The organism is Arthrobacter sp. NPDC080073 (genome assembly GCF_040686575.1).
Taxonomy (GTDB): Bacteria; Actinomycetota; Actinomycetes; order Actinomycetales; family Micrococcaceae; genus Arthrobacter.
This window is the reverse complement of sequence record NZ_JBFBKR010000001.1, coordinates 377,831-398,077: the sequence shown is the minus strand read 5'-3', so window position 1 is coordinate 398,077 and position 20,247 is coordinate 377,831. Positions and strand designations below refer to the sequence as shown.

15 protein-coding genes are annotated in these 20,247 nt (G+C 66.3%); 11 read left to right on the top strand and 4 right to left on the bottom strand.

Translation table 11 applies throughout. The features are described 5' to 3' along the window. The first annotated feature begins 67 nt into the window (after positions 1 to 67). The 3 genes from AB0O52_RS01805 to AB0O52_RS01795 are packed head-to-tail and all read left to right on the top strand — an operon-like array spanning position 68 to position 5,596. The gene (locus AB0O52_RS01805) at positions 68 to 613 is read left to right on the top strand and encodes a WhiB family transcriptional regulator (protein WP_364532698.1); all 546 of its coding nucleotides are present in this window, start codon (positions 68 to 70) and stop codon (positions 611 to 613) included. Then, positions 613 to 3,960 carry a glycosyltransferase family 2 protein gene (locus AB0O52_RS01800; RefSeq protein WP_364532695.1) on the top strand — a complete coding sequence of 1,116 codons (3,348 nt, stop codon included), beginning with the start codon at positions 613 to 615 and terminating at the stop codon, positions 3,958 to 3,960. The genes AB0O52_RS01805 and AB0O52_RS01800 overlap by 1 nt, the downstream gene beginning before the upstream one ends. Then, positions 3,953 to 5,596 carry a DUF5719 family protein gene (locus AB0O52_RS01795; protein WP_364532479.1) on the top strand — a complete coding sequence of 548 codons (1,644 nt, stop codon included), beginning with the start codon at positions 3,953 to 3,955 and terminating at the stop codon, positions 5,594 to 5,596. Before AB0O52_RS01800 ends, AB0O52_RS01795 begins: the two co-directional genes overlap by 8 nt. Here AB0O52_RS01795 and AB0O52_RS01790 read toward each other — a convergent pair. After that, the gene (locus tag AB0O52_RS01790) at positions 5,590 to 6,108 is read right to left on the bottom strand and encodes a metallopeptidase family protein (RefSeq protein WP_364532476.1); all 519 of its coding nucleotides are present in this window, start codon (positions 6,106 to 6,108) and stop codon (positions 5,590 to 5,592) included. The genes AB0O52_RS01795 and AB0O52_RS01790 overlap by 7 nt on opposite strands. A 97-nt stretch (positions 6,109 to 6,205) precedes the next feature. Here AB0O52_RS01790 and AB0O52_RS01785 point away from each other — a divergent pair, with 97 nt between their 5' ends. From AB0O52_RS01785 to AB0O52_RS01770, 4 genes are all read left to right on the top strand, one after another. Next, positions 6,206 to 6,580: a DUF3499 domain-containing protein gene (locus AB0O52_RS01785; protein WP_364532473.1), complete on the top strand. Its 375-nt coding sequence runs from the start codon at positions 6,206 to 6,208 to the stop codon at positions 6,578 to 6,580. A gap of 163 nt (positions 6,581 to 6,743) precedes the next feature. Continuing rightward, complete coding sequence (locus AB0O52_RS01780) at positions 6,744 to 6,968, top strand: Trm112 family protein (RefSeq protein WP_364532470.1); 225 nt, start codon at positions 6,744 to 6,746, stop codon at positions 6,966 to 6,968. A 41-nt stretch (positions 6,969 to 7,009) separates the two neighbouring features. After that, positions 7,010 to 8,503 (top strand): adenosylhomocysteinase, encoded by a 1,494-nt coding sequence (gene ahcY, locus AB0O52_RS01775; RefSeq protein WP_364532467.1) that lies wholly within the window; start codon positions 7,010 to 7,012, stop codon positions 8,501 to 8,503. 124 nt (positions 8,504 to 8,627) lie between these two features. After that, on the top strand, positions 8,628 to 9,989 hold the full coding sequence (locus AB0O52_RS01770; protein WP_364532465.1) for an Ig-like domain-containing protein: 1,362 nt from the start codon (positions 8,628 to 8,630) through the stop codon (positions 9,987 to 9,989). Between the two features lie 56 nt (positions 9,990 to 10,045). Here the strand turns inward: AB0O52_RS01770 and AB0O52_RS01765 are convergent, their stop codons facing one another. Next, positions 10,046 to 10,846, bottom strand: coding sequence for an RDD family protein (locus tag AB0O52_RS01765; protein WP_364532462.1), 801 nt, complete (start codon positions 10,844 to 10,846; stop codon positions 10,046 to 10,048). 140 nt (positions 10,847 to 10,986) lie between these two features. Here AB0O52_RS01765 and AB0O52_RS01760 point away from each other — a divergent pair, with 140 nt between their 5' ends. Beyond that, a complete protein-coding gene (locus AB0O52_RS01760) occupies positions 10,987 to 11,979 on the top strand; it encodes a stage II sporulation protein M (protein ID WP_364532459.1) in 993 nt (330 codons plus the stop codon). A gap of 146 nt (positions 11,980 to 12,125) precedes the next feature. Continuing rightward, on the top strand, positions 12,126 to 13,310 hold the full coding sequence (locus tag AB0O52_RS01755) for a TIGR01906 family membrane protein (RefSeq protein WP_364532456.1): 1,185 nt from the start codon (positions 12,126 to 12,128) through the stop codon (positions 13,308 to 13,310). 66 nt (positions 13,311 to 13,376) lie between these two features. Here the strand turns inward: AB0O52_RS01755 and AB0O52_RS01750 are convergent, their stop codons facing one another. Then, positions 13,377 to 15,038, bottom strand: a complete 1,662-nt coding sequence (locus AB0O52_RS01750) for a phospholipid carrier-dependent glycosyltransferase (RefSeq protein ID WP_364532453.1) — start codon at positions 15,036 to 15,038, stop codon at positions 13,377 to 13,379. Positions 15,039 to 15,208: 170 nt separating this feature from the next. Between AB0O52_RS01750 and rsmI the strand changes: the two genes are divergently transcribed. Both rsmI and AB0O52_RS01740 read left to right on the top strand, forming a co-directional pair. After that, entirely contained in the window at positions 15,209 to 16,051 is an 843-nt protein-coding gene (gene rsmI, locus AB0O52_RS01745) for a 16S rRNA (cytidine(1402)-2'-O)-methyltransferase (protein ID WP_364532692.1), read from the top strand. Between the two features lie 188 nt (positions 16,052 to 16,239). Continuing rightward, positions 16,240 to 17,721 carry an NAD-dependent succinate-semialdehyde dehydrogenase gene (locus tag AB0O52_RS01740; RefSeq protein WP_364532450.1) on the top strand — a complete coding sequence of 494 codons (1,482 nt, stop codon included), beginning with the start codon at positions 16,240 to 16,242 and terminating at the stop codon, positions 17,719 to 17,721. Between the two features lie 96 nt (positions 17,722 to 17,817). Here the strand turns inward: AB0O52_RS01740 and AB0O52_RS01735 are convergent, their stop codons facing one another. Then, positions 17,818 to 20,241, bottom strand: coding sequence for a DUF3488 and transglutaminase-like domain-containing protein (locus AB0O52_RS01735; protein WP_364532447.1), 2,424 nt, complete (start codon positions 20,239 to 20,241; stop codon positions 17,818 to 17,820). Positions 20,242 to 20,247: the final 6 nt, after the last annotated feature.

Genomic DNA, 20,247 nt, shown 5'->3' with positions numbered 1-20,247 from the left:
GAGTATCGGGTACACAACCGAGTACCGAATGAGCACGGCAGCAGCTGCACACATCAGGAGGGACGCCATGGGGCAAGCGTTGCGTATCCAGGAAGATGCAGTCGTCGCGGAATATGCGTCGGTGAAGTACCGGTCGCGCGAAGTTCCGGGGGATTGGTATGTTGACCCGGCAGATCCGCAGGCGGCGGACCGCTATATAGAGACCACTAGGGAGTCGCTGGAAGACGAGGCCACGGCCTTTCTTGCTGCGCACGAGGCTCTCGTAGGAGGCACTCCGGCTGATCCGGAGGACGATCTCGACGATCCTCCCATGGAGCTGCGCCGTCCGCTCGACAACCCGGCCCAGCCGGTGTGGATCGGACTTCCGGGCCACGGGGACTTCGACGACGAAGGCGAACTTGGCTGGCAGACTGACGCTTTGTGCGCCCAGACGGACCCGGAGGCGTTCTTCCCCGAGAAGGGCGGCTCCACCCGGGATGCCAAAAAGGTTTGCGGTGCGTGCAATGTCCGTTCGCAGTGCCTTGAATACGCACTCGCCAACGATGAACGTTTTGGTATCTGGGGCGGGCTCTCCGAGCGTGAACGCCGCAGGCTGAGGAAGCGAGCGGTCTGATTCTCAAGGCAGTACACGTTACCGCCGTTGTCGTCTCGCATGACGGCGGTAACTATCTCCCCAGAACCCTGGCGGCTCTGCTGGACCAGACGCGTCCGGCAGATGCCGCCATTGGCGTTGATACGGGCTCCCGCGACAAGTCCGCCGCGTTGCTGGAGCGGGCTCTCGGCAGGGCCAATGTCACCAGCACTGGCGAACACAAAGTAGGTTTCGGTGCGGCCGTCATGGCCGGCCTGGCCCGTTCCGCTCCTTCGCAGGATCAGGGGACGGTGGAATGGATCTGGTTGTTGCACGACGACGCCGCTCCCGCCCCGGACGCACTCGCCGAGCTGCTTCAGGCAGTCGAGCGCGCTCCTTCGGTCACCGTGGCCGGCTGCAAGCAGTTGGCCTGGGATGCCGAACGCAGGCTCATCGACGCCGGGCTGTCCACGAGCCGCTGGGCCGAACGGCTGACGCTCATTGAAGCCGACGAACTCGACCAGGGCCAGTACGACGGGCGTACGGACACCTTCGCGGTGAATTCCGCAGGCATGCTGATCCGCCGCGACGCTTGGGAGCAGCTGGGCGGCTTCGACCCCGCGCTTCCGGGCGTCGGAGACGACGTTGATTTCTGCTGGCGCAACTGGCTTGCGGGCAACAGGGTAGTGGTTGTTCCGGCGGCGCGCATGTTCCATGTTGAGCACCGTCCCCACAGCCTCGCGACACCCGCGGCCGAACGCAAGAGCCAAGTCCATTTGAGGCTCACCCACGCTTCGCCGTGGAAGGTTCCGCTGCACGCGCTCGGCGCGTTGCTCGGGAGCATCGTCAGGCTCGTCTTGAGCATCCTGGTCAAAGAACCCGGTCACGGCATTACCCAGCTTGGCGCGACCGTTGCTGCGCTCGGCCGCCCCGGAGCGATCTGGCGTTCCAGGCGGAACGCGGCCCGGACGCGACGCGTGCCACGGTCAATGGTCAAGGGCCTGCAGACTCCGCGCCGCGAGGTCTGGGCCCACCGCCGCTCCCTCGTCGAGGCGATTGGCGCGGACGAATTCCAGGAGACGGATTCGCTCGCTCCGGAACCGAGCGGCGACGCCGGTGACGATTTCGCAGCCCTCGCAACGAACGAACGGGGTTGGATCGGAACGGGCGCTGTGGCCGCCGCGTTTGTTGCGCTGGCAGCTTCCATCGTGGGGCTGTCGGGGCTCCTGGGGGCAGGCACGGTGACGGGCGGAGGCCTCTTGCCGTTGTCCGCCGTGGGCGACATCTGGCGGTCCGCGTCCACTTGGTGGATTGGCTTGGGTGCAGGCTTCCCCGGCCATGGCGATCCCTTCGCCTACATCCTGTGGCTTGTGTCCTTGCTCGGGGGAGGTAACTCCAGCACGGCCATCGTGTGGCTGTTGTTGCTCGCGATGCCCCTGGCGGGCCTGGGCGCCTGGTTTGCCGCGGGCGCGATGACCACGCTGCGCCGCTACCGTTTCATTGCGGCGCTGATCTGGGCCGGAGCGCCGGCCCTCCAAGTCGCATTGAACCAGGGAAGGGCCGGCGCCCTCGTAGCCCACGTCGCGATGCCCCTGCTGGTGCTGGCCCTCCTCCGGGCCACCGGATCGGCACTCGGGCCGGGCACTACGTCGGAGCAGCAACAGAATCACCTTCGGCCCCAGGCATCCGGCTACGCCGCAGCCAAGCCGTTGACGGGCAAGCCGGGCGTCAACGGCACTCCGTCGTGGACGGCGGCCGCCGCGGCCGGCCTGGCGCTGGCCGTGGTGACGGCCTCTGCACCCTCCCTGCTGCCTCCCTTTGCAGTCCTCATTGTCTTTTGCGGCATCGCCTTGGGGCGGCGCGGGCGGACCATCTGGTGGTCACTCCTTCCGAGCGCCGCGCTTTTTGCACCGTACGTCCTCTCGGTCCTTGAACGGCCCCGCAGCCTGCTCGCCGATCCCGGCCTCCCGCTGGGATTCGAAGCCGCACCGTTATGGCAGCAATTGCTTGGCCAACCCTTGAAATTCGACGTCAACGGCGGTTTGGCCGGCTTGGGACTATTCGGTCCGTCGGGTATTCCGTGGGCGCTGGCGCTTGCCCTGCTGCTCGGTGCCCCGCTCCTGCTACTGTCAATTGCCGCGCTCTTTGTGCCCGGACGGCGATCGCGCGTCACGCGTTTCCTCTGGGCCGGGGCCCTTTTGCACCTCGCATGGGCATGGCTCGCCGGACACGTGGCAACCGGTGTCGACGGCAACCTGCTCGTCGCCCCTTTCACGGGGCCGGCAGTTTCCGCCGCCGGGTTCGCGTTCCTGGGAGCGGCGCTGATCGGCGCCGACAACCTCTTCCAGCTGAAAACCACGGCAGAGCACGGCCGCCCGGTCCGGCGCGCGGCAGTGCGGATCGTCTCCGCTGCAGCAACGCTTCTGCTCATTGCCGGCCCCCTGGCCAGCATGGGCCTGTGGGCAACCCAGAACGTGCTGGGCAGCGCAGGCACCTCGGCTTCGGCCAGCGGGGCACTTGGCACGCCGCGCCTGGTCCAGCCCGCAGGGCAGGGCACCTTGCCGGCCACCGCCGTCGACCACGGCCAGGGCCCGGCACAGACCCGTACGCTGGTCATCACCGCCGGTGAGAACGGTGGCTACACGTCATCCCTCATGCGCGGAGCCGGCACCACATTGGACTCGCTCTCGACTATTGCTGCGGGTCGCTTCATCGTGGGATCACCCGGACAGGAACGCCTCGTAGCCGACGACGACGCTACCGCGTCCATCCGGAACGCCGTTGCCACGATTGTCGCGGGAACAGGCGTAGACCCCCGGCCCGCCCTTGAGCAGCTCGGTGCCGGATTCGTGGTCCTGAAATCAGCCGACACCGCTGCCCAGCTGATGGCCAACCGGATCGATTCCGTTCCCGGCCTGGTGGCTGTGGGCAAAACCGATTCGGGGTGGCTGTGGCGGGTCACGCCGCTCAACCAGGCCGCCGCAGCCGACGCCGAGACGGCGCACCGCGTCAGGGTGGTGGATGCCAAGGGTGCCGTTGTTGCGCTCCTGCCCTCCTTCGGAACCTCTGCCGCCGGCAACATCCCGGCCGGCGGGGACGGACGCCTGCTGGTGCTCGCTGAGCGGTCAGACGCCGGTTGGAGCGCTTGGCTGGATGGCCGCCGACTGAGCCCGACGACGTCCGGATGGGCCCAAGCATTCACCTTGCCGACTACAGGCGGCCAGATCGAGATCCGCTACACCACCGTTTGGGAGCCTTGGCTCAGCATTCTTCAGGCCGTAGTGATTGGATTGACCGTCCTGCTGGCCATCCCCATGCCTGCCCGCAGGCCGCAGGCCAGTCTCCTGAAGGAACAAAACTCCCTCCGTAAGGAGTACAGCAGTGTCTGACAACCAAGGCCCGGCACCCGAGGCCAGAGCGGGGTCGGGGAAGCGCAGCCAGCGCAAAGCCGGGAACAAGAACAAGGCCGTGGTGTTGGGAGCGCTTTCGGCGACTTTGCTCCTTGCTGCAGGCGCCGGGATGGTGTCGGCGGCATCCATCCTGCCGGCCCCGTCGGGAAGCAAAACGCTGGACATGTCCCTCGCGGATGTCCCGGCGGGCGGGACAACCGCAGTGTGTCCGGCACCTCCCCGGCTCCCCGAGGGAACCGCCGCAGGCACCGACAGCCAATTCAGCCCTGTTTCGCGTTCGGCGAAGAGCTTCCTGGATGCGGTGGTGCTCAGTGACGCCTCCGGATCCGTTCCCGGGAGCAACCTCGCCGCGCTCGGAGGCTCGGCGATCGCGGAGATTGCCAAGCCCCCGGCCCCCGCCCAGCCCTCGGCGTCGGGGCCTCCGGTGCTGAACGCCGGCGTCGTTGCCCAGAGGCCCACGGGCGACGTCACCGTGGTGGGCGCCGATCCAGTCAGCGGCCAGAAGGCCGCGGTGGCGGGTTTGATGAGCTACACCGCGGGCGACGGCGACCTCCGCGGGATGGCTGCGGCGCCCTGCCAGCAGCCGGTCAACGATGCCTGGCTCCTGGGTGCAAACACCGCCCTGGGGCGAACAGCGGTTTTGACAATCAGCAACGCTTCGGGCACACCGGCTACCGTCAATCTCGAGCTGTTCGGACCCCGTGGACAGATCCAAGCCCCGGACAGCCGCGGCTTGCTGGTCTCGCCGGGCGCTACCCGGTCCATCAACTTGGCCGGACTGGCCCCGAACGAGGGCCAGCTCTCGGTGCATCTGCGCAGCAACGGCGGCCCGGTCTCGGCAACCATCCAGCAGAGCGTTCTCCGGGGCCTCACCGCCGGTGGTGTCGAGCTCATTACGCCCGGTGCCGGAGCAGCCGACACCCAGGTCATGACCGGGGTGGACGTCCAGGACCCGGCCGCCGTGAAGTCACTCGCGGACAAGCCCGGCTTTGCCGACGTCGTACCGGCCCTGCAGATCACCGTCCCCGGTCCTGTGGACGCCGTCGTGGACGTGCGTTTGTTCGGACCGAACGGCCAGCGCGCTTTGCCAGGCGGGGGAGCGGTGACCGCCAAAGCGGGTTCGGTTACAGAAGTGCCGCTCACGGGCGTTCCGGCCGGCATGTATACCGTCAGCGCTACTTCGGATATTTCCTTCGCAGCGTCCTCCCGCGTAACGCGGGGGCTCAAAGCCGAGGATCCCGTCGATTTCGCCTGGTCTCCGGCCGCGGTCCGTTTGGGTAGCCAGCACGTGATCGCGGTGCCCCAAGGCGGAAGCCGCTTCCTAAGCTTCGGCGTGCCGACGGGCCGGGCCACGGTCAGCTACACGCCGGTCACCTCGGACGGCAAGGTACACAAGGCGCAAACGGTCGATATCGCAGGGGGAACCACCGCGGTGATCGGCGTTCCGGACAAGTCCGACGGCGCCGCGGTCTCGGGGTATATCGTCTCGGCGGCAGGTGACGCGGCCTACGGCGCGCTGGTGCTTGGCCAGGGCGAGCAGGCCGGCGTTTCGGTCGTGGCCATCCAGGATGGCGCTGCGGGCCACGAAAAAGTACAGGTTACGCTGGGTTACTGATACCGACGGCGGTAAACGGGGTCCAGGGTCTCCGGCGGCACCCCGAGCATCTCGGCGGTGTACTCGACGACCACGTCGTGCACCAGGTCCTGGAGGTCCTCGCGGCCGCCGGTCGTGTGCTCGACGACGCGCCGATAGATGGTGATGACGGGTCCTGCGCCGTGGGCCGCCGGGGTGTAAGAACCCAGCGGTGCCGCGGCTCCCTCGGCCACCAGTTGCTCAAGGTTCGGCGGGATCTCGTCGACGGCGAACGCGACGCCGTCCAGCCGTTTGCCCCACATGTCCTGCAGCCGTTCGGCGGAATCGAGCACGAGATCATCGAACCTTTCGGCCCGCGTCCGGTAGCCGGGAAGGTTGGGAAGGATGATTTCCCCGCGCAGCCCCCGCCCGTGGCGGTTCCGTCGGCGCTCCCTGAAGCCGCGTGCGGGCGTGCCCGCCGTTGGGGTTTCCTGGCTGTCCCCGGTGTCGGACAGATGGACTGTGAAGCCCGGAACGTGGTGCTGTGACTGCATATATCGACTTTAGACCTGTGGTTCCACCAACGCGACATAATGCACGCAAAGCGGCAATGCGCCGCGCCGCGGGGAAGTGCGGCTAATCTGGGATGTTGTGGGTGCAATTCGTCAGTGTTCCAGATCAGCCTGCCGCCAATCCGCGGTGGCTACTTTGACGTACGTCTACGCCGAGTCCACGGCGGTGCTGGGTCCGTTGGCCACCTATGCCGAGCCGCATTCCTACGATCTGTGCGCGCAGCATGCCGAATCGCTGACTGTGCCGAGGGGTTGGGAAGTCATGCGGCTCGCGATGCCGTCCTCCCCGCCCCAGCCCGGGCCGGACGATCTCCTTGCCCTGGCGAACGCCGTGCGCGAAGCCGCATCCGCGCCGGCCGCGCCGGAACAGCGCACAGTCCGGGCCCCGTTCGACGGACCTGTCCCTGCAGAGGGAACAAGGCGGCACCTGCGCATCCTGCGCGATCCTTCCTGAACCCCCGGACACCAGGAACCGCGCGTCTTGTGGCCCTATATGTCGCCGCTCCCTGTGTGACAAGCTTCGTGACACCGTGCGCTGCGCCCCCGGGTTGTAGTCTGGAAGCTGCCATATCTGTCCAAAGCGGCGTCCGCGAGATGCCATCCAGGGAGCTTCAACCATGCCAAAGGTCAGTCCTGATTTGTTGTCCATCCTGCGGTGCCCTGTCACCGGGTCCCCGCTGGAGCAGGACGGCGAGGAGCTTGTCTCAACGACGGCGGACGCCTCGGGTGAGAAGCTCCGCTATGCCATCCAGGACGGAATCCCCTTGCTGCTGCCCCCGGAGCTGCTCGCCGCCGCCAACGGTGCGGCCTCAGACCAGCATGACGGCCCCCGCGACGCCTGAGCCCCCCTCACTTGACCATTCGGTACTTCCAAAGGACTTCCATGACTTTCGACTACAAGGTTGCAGACATCTCGCTGGCTGAAGCCGGACGCCACCAGATCCGCCTGGCCGAGCACGAAATGCCGGGCCTCATGTCGCTGCGCGCCGAATTCGGTCCGAGCCAGCCGCTCAAGGGCGCACGCATTGCGGGATCCCTGCACATGACCGTGCAGACCGCGGTGCTCATCGAGACGCTGACGGCCCTTGGCGCCGAGGTCCGCTGGGCTTCGTGCAACATCTTCTCCACGCAGGACGAGGCCGCTGCCGCCGTCGTGGTCGGCACGGGAACCGTCGAGGATCCCCAGGGTGTTCCCGTGTTCGCCTGGAAGGGCGAGACCCTCGAGGAATACTGGTGGACCGCGGAGCAGATCCTCAGCTGGCCGGGCGCGGACGCCAACCCGGAACTGGGCCCCAACATGATCCTCGACGACGGCGGCGACGCCACGTTGCTGGTCCACAAGGGCGTCGAGTTCGAAGCTGCGGGTGCGGTGCCGACCGCCACGGAAAGCGATCCGGAAGAGTATGCACTCGTCCTTGACGTGCTGCGGAAGAGCCTTGCCGCCGACCCGAAGAAGTGGACCCGCATCGCGGCCGGCATCCGCGGCGTGAGCGAGGAAACCACCACGGGCGTGCACCGCCTCTACCAGCTCGCCGAACAGGGCAAGCTCCTCTTCCCGGCCATCAACGTCAACGACTCGGTGACCAAGAGCAAATTCGACAACAAGTACGGCATCCGCCACTCCCTGCCGGACGGCCTGAACCGCGCCACGGATGTCCTCATGGGCGGCAAGGTCGCCGTCGTCTGCGGCTATGGCGACGTCGGAAAGGGCGCCGCCGAGGCGCTCCGCGGCCAGGGTTCGCGCGTGATCGTGACGGAGATCGACCCCATCTGCGCGCTCCAGGCAGCCATGGACGGCTACCAGGTGGCCAAGCTGGATTCGGTGGTGGAACACGGCGACATCTTCATCACGACTACCGGCAACAAGGACGTCATCATGGCCTCCGACATGCTCCGCATGAAGAACAAGGCGATCGTGGGCAACATCGGCCACTTCGACAACGAGATCGACATGGCCGGACTGGCAAAGGTCCCCGGCGTCCGGAAAGTGGAAATCAAGCCGCAGGTCCACGAGTGGGTGTTCGCTGCAGCCGACGGACGCGAAGAGCGATCCATCATCGTGCTTTCCGAAGGCCGCCTCCTGAACCTGGGCAACGCCACCGGCCACCCCTCGTTCGTCATGAGCAACTCCTTCGCAAACCAGACCATCGCCCAGATCGAGTTGTGGACCAAGAAGGACCAGACTGGCTCTGGCCCAGGGGCCACGCGCGAATACTCGAACCAGGTCTACGTGCTGCCTAAGATCCTCGACGAGAAGGTCGCCCGCCTGCACCTGGATGCTTTGGGCGTGGAATTGACCGAGCTAAGCAAGGAACAGGCTGAATACCTGGACCTTGACGTTGCAGGGCCGTACAAGCCGGAACACTACCGGTACTGAGGACATTGACATTGGCTGGGAGCACGCCGGCAGGCGCGCTCCCAGCCAATGTCAAGCCGCGCCCTTTAGGATGCGGAAGTGGGGCGTGAGGTTTTTGGGGGGCGTGAGTTTGGAGAAAACAGGAATGGGTCTTAATCCCGACGACGAGCAAGCGGACACTTTCGAGCATGTGGACGCTGCGCGGCTCTTCGACACCGAGCAGGACAGCGGCAGTGCCCGGCACTTGGACACCGGGCATTTTGACACCGCTCATTTGGACACCGCGCAGCCGAAGCGAAGCAGGTTCCGCAAGGTCGCCTGGATCGTGGTTGTCTGCCTCATTGCCGCGCTCAGTGGCACGTTTGCCGCAGTGGCGCCGCGTGCGGCCAGTGCGGCAATCGAGTCCGAGGGATCATCAGGTGAACGCAGCGAGGCGGCGGCAGTGCTGCCCGTCGTGAAGCCTGCCACGGTGCTCGCCTCGCCTGCGAGCGGTGCCAAGCAAGTGAACCCGGCTGCGCCTGTCACGATCAGCGTCAAGGACGGAACCCTGGACAGGGTCTCCCTGACGAGTTCCCGGGGAAAGGCCGTTGACGGGGCGTTGACCCCGGATGGACTGAGCTGGACCGCATCCACGCCCCTGGAATTCAACTCCTCCTACACGTTCAATTACACCGTTGCGGATGCTGCCGGCCGCGCAACGTCGAAGACCGGATCCTTCACGACGGTTTCCACGCAGAACGAGGCCGATGCCGCCATGTACCCCCTGGACGGGGCGAAGGTAGGTGTGGCGCAGCCGCTCCAGCTCACGTTCAGTGAACCCGTGGTCAACAAGGCCGCCGTCGAGAAGGCCATCAAGGTCACCTCCACGTCAGGGCAGGTCGGGGCCTTCCATTGGTTCAGCGACACCATGGTGCGCTACCGTCCTGAGAACTTCTGGGCTGCGAACAGCACCGTCACGGTGGACCTCAAGCTGTTCGGGGTGGACTTCGGCAACGGCCAGATCGGCAACTTCAACAAGACGAACACCTTTAAGATCGGCGATAAGAAGGTGGCCATTGCCGACGCGGTTGCCCACACGTTCACGGTCAGTGTCAACGACCAGCAAGTGGGCCAGTGGCCGGACACCATGGGCGACACCAGGTTCCCTTCCGCGCGCGGCTACTTGGTGCTTATGGAAAAGTACCGGGTGGAGCACATGGATGCCTCCACCATCGGCCTCAAGCCGGGGGATCCGGCGTACTACGGACAGCTTGACGTCAACTACGCCACGCGCCTGACGCCAAGCGGCGAGTTCATCCACCAGGCCACCGACGCGGCCTTGCCGTACGTCGGGGTCACGAACCTCTCCCACGGCTGCATCGGACTCGGACCTGACGGCGCGAAATGGGTCTTCGACAACATGACCACGGGAGACGTCGTCCAGGTGGTCAATACGCAGGGCGATTACGCCAATTTCGACGACGGCTTTGGCGACTGGAACATCCCCTGGGCCCAATACGCCAACTGACCAATACGCCAACTGACAGGGCGCGCCCAGCACTGTCCGGGCTGCCATGCGCTTGGCTAGCGCACGAACGGCAGCCTATTGAGTCGATCCCCGACAATGGCGCTGCGTTGTTCTGCGCGGCGCAACCGTTCCAGGTCCCGGTTCCGCCGCTCGCCCAACACGGCGTGCAGGTAGGCTTCCGGCGTCGTTCCGGGCGGCGGCGGTGGGGCGACATAAGCTGCCAGTTCGTTTGCGAGGGCCGCGGCCAGGCGGGCGCGTGATTCCGGCGCCATCCGCGGGGCCTGCTGGATGAACTGTGATGCCCGCCGTGCCGTGCCGTCCGGAACCCTGCCGATATCCGCGAGTCCCACCCAAGCCTGCAGGTACGGAGGGGCATAGGGGAGGATTTTCGGTTCAGCGGGAACGCGCTGCCTGAGCGAATAGGTTCCGGCCACGACGTCGCCGAGCCTCTTCGATTTGTCGTTGAAAAGCGCCACGGCGATGGCCAATCCGCCGAATGTAGCGTAGATCTCCAGGAAGCCGATCAACCCGCGGATCACCGCGTGCCGGAAGCGGATGGATCCGCCGTCGTCACGCACGATCCTGAGCCCGGTAGCCAGCTTGCCCAGCGAGCGGCCCCGGCTCAGCGTTTCCACCGCCACGGGGACGACCACGAGGCACAGGACCACGCTGGCCAGGGCCATCGCGCGGCCCGCGGCCGCGTCCACATCCGGCGCAGCCATGCTGAGCAGGAACAACAGACCCAACAACAACACAACGTGAACCACGACGTCGAGCATGAGCCCCAGGGCCCTCGCCCCGAACGATGCCGGCCGCAGTTCAAGGACTACGGCCTCGCCGGTGATGATCGAACTCAAGCCCGCCCCCAAGCATTGCCACGCTGTCTGCAGGACCGGACGGCCCCCGCTGGATCGAGTCTAACCGCGGCCACGGAGGCGGAGGAGGGGTTTGCTTGGATGTAGGACTGTTTGGGGAGGGTTGGGATTAGGGTAGAGCCGTGGACATGGATGCCTTCTCCGTCGTGAACGGGACAAAATGGTCCCGCTTGCACGAGCTCGCGCACAAACGACGCCTCGACGGCGGTGAAGCCGACGAGCTTCTGCGTTTGTACCAAGTGGTCTCCTCACACCTTTCCCTCATCCGGTCCCTGGCCCCGGAGAGCGCACTCTCCGCCTCTTTGTCGGCGGCCCTCGCCCAGGCCCGTACCCGCTTCACCGGGGCGCGGTCGAATTTCATGGAAGACCTCGCCCGGTTTTTCGTGGCGTCCCTGCCCGCCGCGTTCTACCGCTTGCGCTGGCTCACGGTCTGTTGCGGGGTTTTCTTCTGCCTTGTGGCTGCCGCATACACGCTCTGGATCGGAACGTCCCCGGACGCCTTGAGGGCCCTCGGGAGCAGCAACGCCGTGAAGCAATACGTCGACCATGACTTCGTTGACTACTACTCCGAGAACCCTGCTGCGTCCTTCGCCGGCGCCGTCTGGACCAACAATGCCTGGATCGGGGCACAGGCGGTGGCCCTGGGCATCACTGGGTTCTGGGTGCCCTACATGTTGTTCTCGAATGCGCAGGGCGTGGGAGTCGCCGCGGGCGTGTTTGCAGCCACGGGCAAGATGGACGTGTTTTTCAGCTACATCCTTCCGCACGGCCTCATGGAGCTGACGGCCGTATTTATCGCCTCAGCGGGCGGTCTCCGCATTTTCTGGGCCATGGTTTCCCCGGGCCCGCGGCGCAGGATGCAGGCAGTGGCTGAAGAGGGCCGTTCCCTGATCACGGTGGCCCTGGGCCTCGTTTTGGTCCTGTTCGTTTCCGGACTCGTCGAGGCCTTTGTGACGCCCAGTCCGCTTCCCGTGTGGGCCAAGATCCTTATCGGTTCGCTCGTTCTCGCGGCATACTGGGTCTATGCCTTGGTGCTGGGCGGGCGGGCATTCCGTGCCGGCGCCACGGGCGACCTGGACGCAAACGATGCCGGCTACCGGGAGATAGCCGCCTGACGGAGCCCGGGTCCGGCCGCAATCCGACGTTCGCCGGGGTGGCTCACCGCCTCTGCGCAAAGGCTGACGGTAGGCTCGAAGGCAGAGAAGATTGCCAGCAGACCGTTCCTGCTTCGGCATGTGAATCCTACGGAAGTGAAATCGAAGTGACCGAGAAGAGCCCGATCCCCCAAGACCCGGACGCGGATATCCACGACGACGGCGATGAGCCGGCCTTCGAATGGATGAAGCCCGCCCCCAAGGCCGCGGCCGCTGACGCACGCCCGGCAAGGGCCGCTGACGGAGCGCGGGACTCTTCGATGAAGCGGGTGCCCGAAGAGGGCAAACCGGGAGCCGGGCCCGCGCCGGGGGCAGCTGCAGGCGAAGCGGCACGGCCGCCCGCCGGACGGCCGCCCGCCGAACGGCCCGTCGCAGGACAACAGCCGGAGAGCCGGGCAGACCGCAAAGCCGCCGAGGCTGCGGAGGCCGGGCCGGAACCGGCCCTCTTCGCAGAGCCTCTGCCGACGTCGGCCCTTCAGGTCCGGCCACCGGAGGCCGAGGTGGAACGCCGCAACCACGAGCGGGAGCAGGCTGCAAAGGCCAAGCCGCTGGCGCCGCGCATCTTCCAGGTCCTCCTTGCCGTCTTCTACCCGGTAGTTCTCCTGGTGCTGGCAATCCGCGCGGTGGCGAGTCCGCTGTTCCTGTGGGTGGAGTACTACCGGCCCGGATTCCCCGGCGACGGCTATGGCTTCAACGCCGATGACCGGATGACCTATGGTTCCTATGCACTGGACTACCTCAGCAACTGGTCCGGGCCGCGCTACCTGGGCGAACTTGTCAACCAGAACGGCGAGAAGCTCTTCAAGGAGGGCGAAGTCTCCCACATGGCCGACGTCAAGACCGTGATGCTCTCCGCATTCGGTGCCGGCGCCCTCATGATCATCATCGGCATCATCGCCATGATGTATCTGCGCAAGCGAAGCACGGGCGGAATCCGCCGGGGATTGTTTGCCGGTTCGATCGTCACCTTGGTGCTCATCCTGGGACTGGGCACGCTTGCTGCACTCGGCTGGCAGCAGTTCTTCACGGACTTCCACCACATCTTCTTCGCCAACGGCACCTGGACATTTGCGCTCGACGACACGTTGATCCGCTTGTTCCCGGGGCAGTACTGGATGGACTCCGGAATCGCGATCGGCGCCTTGGTCTTCATCACTGCCCTGCTGACCCTCATCTTCACCTGGCCTACCCGCCGTCGTCGCGGACTGCCTCCCAAGAACGCAGCCGCTGCGGAAGAGAGCGTAGACACCGACCCCGAGGCCCTCACGGAGGCCGGAGCGCCGGAGAAGTAGCGCCAGCGAGAACCGGCCCTTCCAGTTTCAAAAAGGGTCACGACGGTAGGGGCAGCGAAAAACGCCTTAGATCCAGGACGGCATCCACATACGCATGCGCCAGTCCTGGTAGCTGATCACTTCCGCCGTCCACACCGGATAGAAGAACGCCGACAGAAGCACTGCAAGGACCAGCACCAGGCCAACCACGTACAGGCCGGAGCGGCGACGCCACGGAGGAGCCCCGCTCCTGCCCAGCACCAGTCCCAATCCATACACGAGAGCCAGCACGAGGAAGGGCTCGAAGGAAAGCGCGTAGAAGTAGAACATGGTGCGCTCCGGATACATGAACCACGGCAAATACCCGGCGGCGACGCCGGCCAGGATGGCCCCCGCCCTCCAGTCGCGCCGGCCCGCCCACCAGAACAGCACAACGAAGAGCGCGATCGTGGCACCCCACCAGATCACCGGGTTGCCGACGGACAGGATCGCCGAAGTGCAGTTAGGCAGATCGCAGCCAGGGGTTCCCTGCTTGGGGGACTCGTAGTAGAACGACGTGGGCCGCCCCATGACGAGCCAGGTCCACGGACTCGCGGAATACGGGTGCGGCGAGCTGAGGCCCTGATGGAAGTTGTAAGCCTCCATGTGGTAGTACGCCAGGGAGCGCAGCGGCCCGGGAATCCATCCCCACGTGTCGGAGGGATTCGCGTCCGCCCAGTGCCGGTAGTAGGCGTCCTTGGAAAGGAACCAGCCGGTCCACGTCGACAGGTACACGGCTCCGGCCACGGGGATCATGGTGAAGAACGCCGGAATTCCGTCCTTGACGATCCCGGCGCTGGGCCAGCTCCTGATGCCCGCAATGCGCCGCGCGCTCATGTCCCAGAACACGGTCAACAGGCCGAAAGCAACCACGAAGAACAGTGCCGACCACTTGGTGCCGACCGCCAGTCCGAGGCAGACACCGGCCGCCAGCCGCCACCACCGGAATCCGAGCCACGGCCCTGAGGCGAGGTGCAACGCCGTCGGCCGGCCGTCCTTGGAAGAGCCCGCCAGCGCGGCAAGCCGTGCCGCCAGCCGGCGCCGTCCGTCGTCGCGATCCATCAGCAGGGCGCCAAAGGCGGCGAGCAGCCAAAACATCAGGAAGATGTCCAGCAGGGACGTCCGCGACATGACCAGGTGGTGGCCGTCGACGGCGAGCAGCAGCCCGGCGGCCGCGCCGAGGATGTGGGAACGGAACAGCTTCAGGGCGATCAGGGCGATCAAGGCGATGGAGAGGGTGCCCGTCAGGGCCGCGGAAAACCTCCAGCCGAAGGAGTTGTCCGAACCGAAGAGCCACATCCCGAAGGCGATCATCCATTTCCCTACCGGCGGATGTACCACGTACTCGGGGGAGTTGAGCAGGACGTTGGGATTGCCTGCATTGAAGGCGTCGTTGGCTTTGTCCGGCCAGCTTCGCTCGTATCCGCTGACCAGGAACGAGTAGGCGTCCTTCACATAGTAGGTCTCGTCGAAGACGAGGCTGTGCGGTGCGTCGAGGCGGACAAAACGCAGGATCCCGCCGATCACGGCCGTGATGGCGGGGATCAGCCAGAACCACAGTCTCAAGGACGGCGGATAATCCCGCCAGCTTTGGATGCTGCCAATGAGCCGCGTCCGCAGGGCCTCGGCTGTGAAGGCGTCCTCCGGCCGGGTCAACCAGCGCCGTATCAACCAGGTTTGCGGGGCAGGGCGCACGGAGGTATCGGTCACTTAGCCCATGCTACCTTTTGCCTCCGGCAGCTCCCTGAAAGCGGCAGCCGGGGCATTAGGCTTGTTGGGTGACTGAACAGCTGAGCTCCCCGGATGAAACCACCGTTCCCGACTCGGCGGAGTCCCTTGAGGCCGACGCGGGGCCTTTTGAAGCGCAGGCGCTTCCCGCCCTGCCCGACGGGGTAGGCCGGATCGTGCTGGCTGCCACTCCCATCGGCAACGTCGGCGATGCCTCCAGCCGGCTCATCGAGCTGTTGCAGACGGCAGACATCGTCGCCGCTGAGGATACCCGGCGCCTGCATCGCCTGGTCCAGTCGCTCGGCATCACCGTGTCCGGCCGGGTCATCAGCTACCACGAGCACAACGAGGCCGTCAAGACCGAAGAACTGCTGGATCACGTCCGGGCGGGCAAGACCATCATCATGGTGAGCGACGCCGGTATGCCCGCGGTGTCCGACCCCGGCTTCCGCCTCGTGGAGGGAGCCGTGGCAGCAGGGCTCTTCGTCACCGCCTTCCCCGGCCCGTCTGCAGTGTTGGCAGCCCTGGCGCTATCAGGGCTGCCCACGGACCGGTTCTGCTTTGAGGGATTCCTGCCCCGCAAAGCCGGCGAACGCAGCTCCCGGCTTGCGGACCTCGCCAACGAACGCCGGACCATGGTGTTCTTCGAGGCACCGCACCGGCTCGAGCCAATGCTCCGTGCCCTTCACGAGCGGTTCGGTTCGGACCGCCGCATCGCAGTGTGCCGCGAATTGACGAAGACCTACGAGGAAGTCATCCGGGGAACCGTCCGGGAACTGCTCGAATGGGCTGAAAACAACGACGTCCGCGGCGAGATTGCCGTCGTCGTGGCCGGCGCCCCCGAACAAGCGCCGGGCAAGCCTGAGGACCATGTTGCCGCGGTCAATGAACTCATTGCCAAGGGCGTCAGGCTCAAGGAAGCGGTGGCCGCAGTGGCCGAGGACGCCCGCATCAGCAAGCGAGAGCTGTACTCTGCCGTGCTCGCGGCGCGGTAGGGGCCGTGCTCGCGGCGCGGTAGCTCGGGCTCAACCCGGCGCTGTGCAACTGCACAAACCGGTGCTCCCGCGGCAGTGCGCGAAGGCGTAGACACTGCTTCGCGGCGGGCAGTACCGTGACAGTAATTCCACAAAAATCAAGTGTTGGTGCACCCCTACAGGGTGCGCCGACTGACGAAGGAGTCACTGTGACTGTTACCGCCGATCGCGAAAGCGAACTTCTCGCCTCCGTTCCCACGGGTCTGCTCATCAACGGCCAGTGGCTGCCTGCCGCATCCGGCAAGACATTCGACGTCGAGGACCCCGCCACCGGCAAGGTGCTCGTGAGCATCTCCGACGCCGGAGCGGAGGACGGCGCCGCGGCGCTGGACGCTGCTGCAGGGGCCCAGGCCTCCTGGGCCCGTACCGCTCCCCGCGAGCGTGGCGAAATCCTCCGCCGCGCGTTCGAGCTGGTCACGGCACGCGCCGAAGACTTCGCGCTGCTCATGACCCTGGAAATGGGCAAGCCCTTGGCCGAAGCCCGCGGCGAAGTAGCCTATGGCGCTGAGTTCCTGCGCTGGTTCTCCGAGGAAGCCGTCCGCGTCAGCGGGCGCTACTCCGCGGCCCCGGACGGCAAGAACCGCATCCTGGTCCAGAAGAAGCCGGTTGGTCCCTGCTTGCTGATCACCCCGTGGAACTTCCCGCTGGCAATGGCTACCCGCAAGATTGCCCCCGCGGTTGCCGCCGGCTGCACCATGGTGCTCAAGCCCGCCAACCTGACCCCGCTGACCAGCCTGCTCTTCGCGCAGGTCATGCAGGAAGCAGGCCTCCCCGCAGGCGTGCTCAACGTCATCCAGACCTCCACGGCAGGCGCGGTCACCGGGCCGCTCATCAAGGACGACCGCCTGCGCAAGATCTCCTTCACCGGTTCCACCGCCGTCGGGCAGTCCCTCATGCGCGAAGCCGCGGACAAAGTCCTGCGCAGCTCCATGGAACTGGGCGGCAACGCCCCGTTCGTGGTCTTCGAGGACGCCGACCTGGACAAGGCCGTTGAAGGCGCGGTCGCGGCCAAGATGCGCAACATGGGCGAGGCCTGCACCGCAGCCAACCGCTTCATTGTGCACGACTCCATCGCCGACGCCTTCGCCGACAAGTTCGCTGCCAAGATCTCGGCGCTGAACACTGTCCGCGGTACCGAGCCGGACTCCACGGTCGGCCCGCTGATCGACGGCAAGGCCCGCAACGGCGTGCACGCCCTCGTGTCCGACGCCGTTGCCAACGGCGCGGTCGCCGTGACGGGCGGTGCCCCGGTGGACGGCCCGGGCTACTTCTACCAGCCCACCGTGCTCAAGAACGTGTCCGCCGACGCCCGCATCCTGAAGGAAGAAATCTTCGGACCGGTGGCCCCGATCATCACCTTCAAGAGCGAAGACGAAGCCATCAAGCTGGCCAACAACACCGAATACGGCCTGGTCGCCTACGTCTACACCAAGGACCTCAACCGGGGCCTGCGGGTCAGCGAACGGATCGAGACCGGCATGCTCGGCCTCAACGCCGGCGTCATCTCCAACGCCGCGGCACCCTTCGGCGGCGTGAAGCAGTCCGGCCTGGGCCGTGAAGGCGGCTTCGAAGGCATCGAAGAATACCTCACCACGCAGTACGTCGGCATCGCGGATCCTTACGCCGACTAGTAGAACTTCGGCGGACCTCTCGCAACGGGGAACTGCCGTTGAATGAAGGCAGGGCACTGGACCATCGGGTTCCAGTGCCCTGCCTTTGCCGTTTCGTCAGCGCCGCCAGCGGATGGCTTCGAACAGTCTCGCCACGGAGGCTGCCGCCCGGCGGGCCGCCGCCGCGGAAATGCCGCCCAGCCAGCGGAAGGGCGACGACAGGAGCTGGAACCACCTGGACATCAAGGACGGCGGGAACCAATCCGCGCGGAAGACCGCGAACCAGGAGGCATTGCGCCGGAACGCGGCACGGACTGCCGCGATCCGGACCGCCGCTGCGCTCGCCTGGTCCGCTGCGGTATTCGCAGGGGTCGGGGGACCGTAACGCTGCCGTTCGAAGTCGCCGGTGAGCGATGCGACCGCACGCTGCCCGGCGTCGTCGTCGGTTCCCGACGGCGATGCTGCCGCCGTCGGCGCTCCGAGTGCAGCCGAGTTGCTCAATCGGGCCGCGAAATGCCGCGGCGTTTCGCTGGGCACGGGCGGTACGCCGTAATCCGTCGCGAGGTCCTGAAGCTCAGTCCATGCCAGAACCGGACCATCCGGGGGCGGGGCCGGGCCGGCCGCGCCACCCGCGCCGGTCTGCCTGGTCCGTGCCGGCCTCAGGCGCCGCGCCCGGATGCCGGAGCGGACCAGCCGCGGGGACGCCGCCAACACCGCCACAAGAAGCGCTGCGGCGGTGACATAAAGAACGGACGCGGAACCGGTGGCTGCGCCCGGTCCACCCCCGGGCCCCGCAACGGGCGGTACAGCAGCCGTGCTCGGCGGGGGAGTCGGGGAACCCTGGGCCAGGTTCTCGTCGTGCAGGTTGGTGCTGGGGCCGCCCGGGGCCACAGGCTCGCTTGCATAGGGCGGGACGACGCCGCGGGACGGGGTTGGCTCGAAGGCGACCCAACCGACGCCCTCGAAATAGAGCTCGGGCCAGGCATGGGCATCACGGGCATCCACCTCGTACTCCGGCAGGGGTTCCTGTCCCGCCACGGCAACTGTGGCTCCTGTAGCGTGGCCCGGCGCGTAGCCCACGGCGATGCGGCTCGGGATTCCCTCGAGCCTCGCCATCACGGCCATGGCAGAGGCGAAATGGACGCAATAGCCGCTCTTCTGCTGCAGGAAATCGGCCAGCACGGACATGCCGTTGCCGTCATAGCCGCCTTGGACCGGGGCCTGCAGGGAGTAGCTGAACTGGGATGAACGCAGATAGTCCTGGATCGCCATCGCCTTGGCATAGTTGCCGTTGGCGCCGGCCGTCACTGTCTTGGCTGTGTTCTTCACAATGTCCGGGACATTGCCTGGAAGCTGGATGAAATCCTGCGAAATGGAGGTGGGCTTGGCGTTGTCCTGGCTCAACGTTGCGGACGTCAGGGCCGGCAGCGCCGAATACACCGTGTACTGCTGGTTCCTCGTCGTGCCGTCCTCGCCTCGGATACTGAGCGTTGCGGGGTCCCACGACCAGCGGCCGCTCAGACCGTTGACGGCTGTCGGGGCATAGGGGACCGGCAGATACGGACTGGTGAATTGTCCGGCATCGACCACCGTCACTTGGCGGACCAGATCGGAGGGAAGCGGGTAGTCCGGGGCCATACGGCCCGGTCCGATGCGCCGGGAGGCTTCGCGGTCGTCCGGTGCCCAGGTATCGCCGTCGAACTTGTCGATGGTGACGGAGCGCAAGTACACGGGGGCCGTGGAACTCGTTGCATAGGTGATGCTGCCGTCGCCGCTTGGATTCCGCAGGCTGTTTCCGAGCGTGATCATGGGGTTCAGGCCGTTCGAGACTCCCCACGGATTCAGCCGCGAACCGACGGGAAACGTCCCGCGTTCGAAGCCCGGAACCGCCAACGGCAACAGGAGCCCCAGCACCAGGGCCACTCCACCGATCACTATGGAGCGTTTGAGCTGCCCTGTGCCATGGGCGTTGTCGGTCTGCAGCCGCGAGTCCGGTGCGAACCACTGGCTGCAACCCAGGATCAGGATGAAGCCGACGGCGGCGGCGAGGAATCCGGGCAGCCCGCCGCCTTGCGGCTTGATGATCGCCGGGAACACGAGGACAGCCAGCAGGCCCAAGCCACTCGTTGCAGGCATGCCGAGCGGGACTGCCAGGGCATCGATCAGGACAGCCACCAAGCCCAGGGCCGCACAGGCCACGAACACTATCCCGGCGTTCGGGGAGACCGGCGCAGTCTCCGAGACGACCGTTTCGCCGGCCCGTTTCAGGAATTGGCCCAGCGTGTCAAGGGTCGCGCCGGAAGGAATGAAACCGGCGATGCTTTCCGGCCGGAAGAACGTGAAGTCGAGGATGAACAACAAGGCCAGCACGCCGCCCAACGTGGTGAGCACCGGGTGGACCCTCAAGGCACGCAGCACAGCCAGGGTCAATCCGACGACACACACCGTAGTGATGGCAGGAACCAGCCACGCCCAGCCCCTGAACACCCCGTTGAGCGACAGCGAGGCACCGAGCACAGCGAAAGCGATGGCCGCCGACATAGCCCA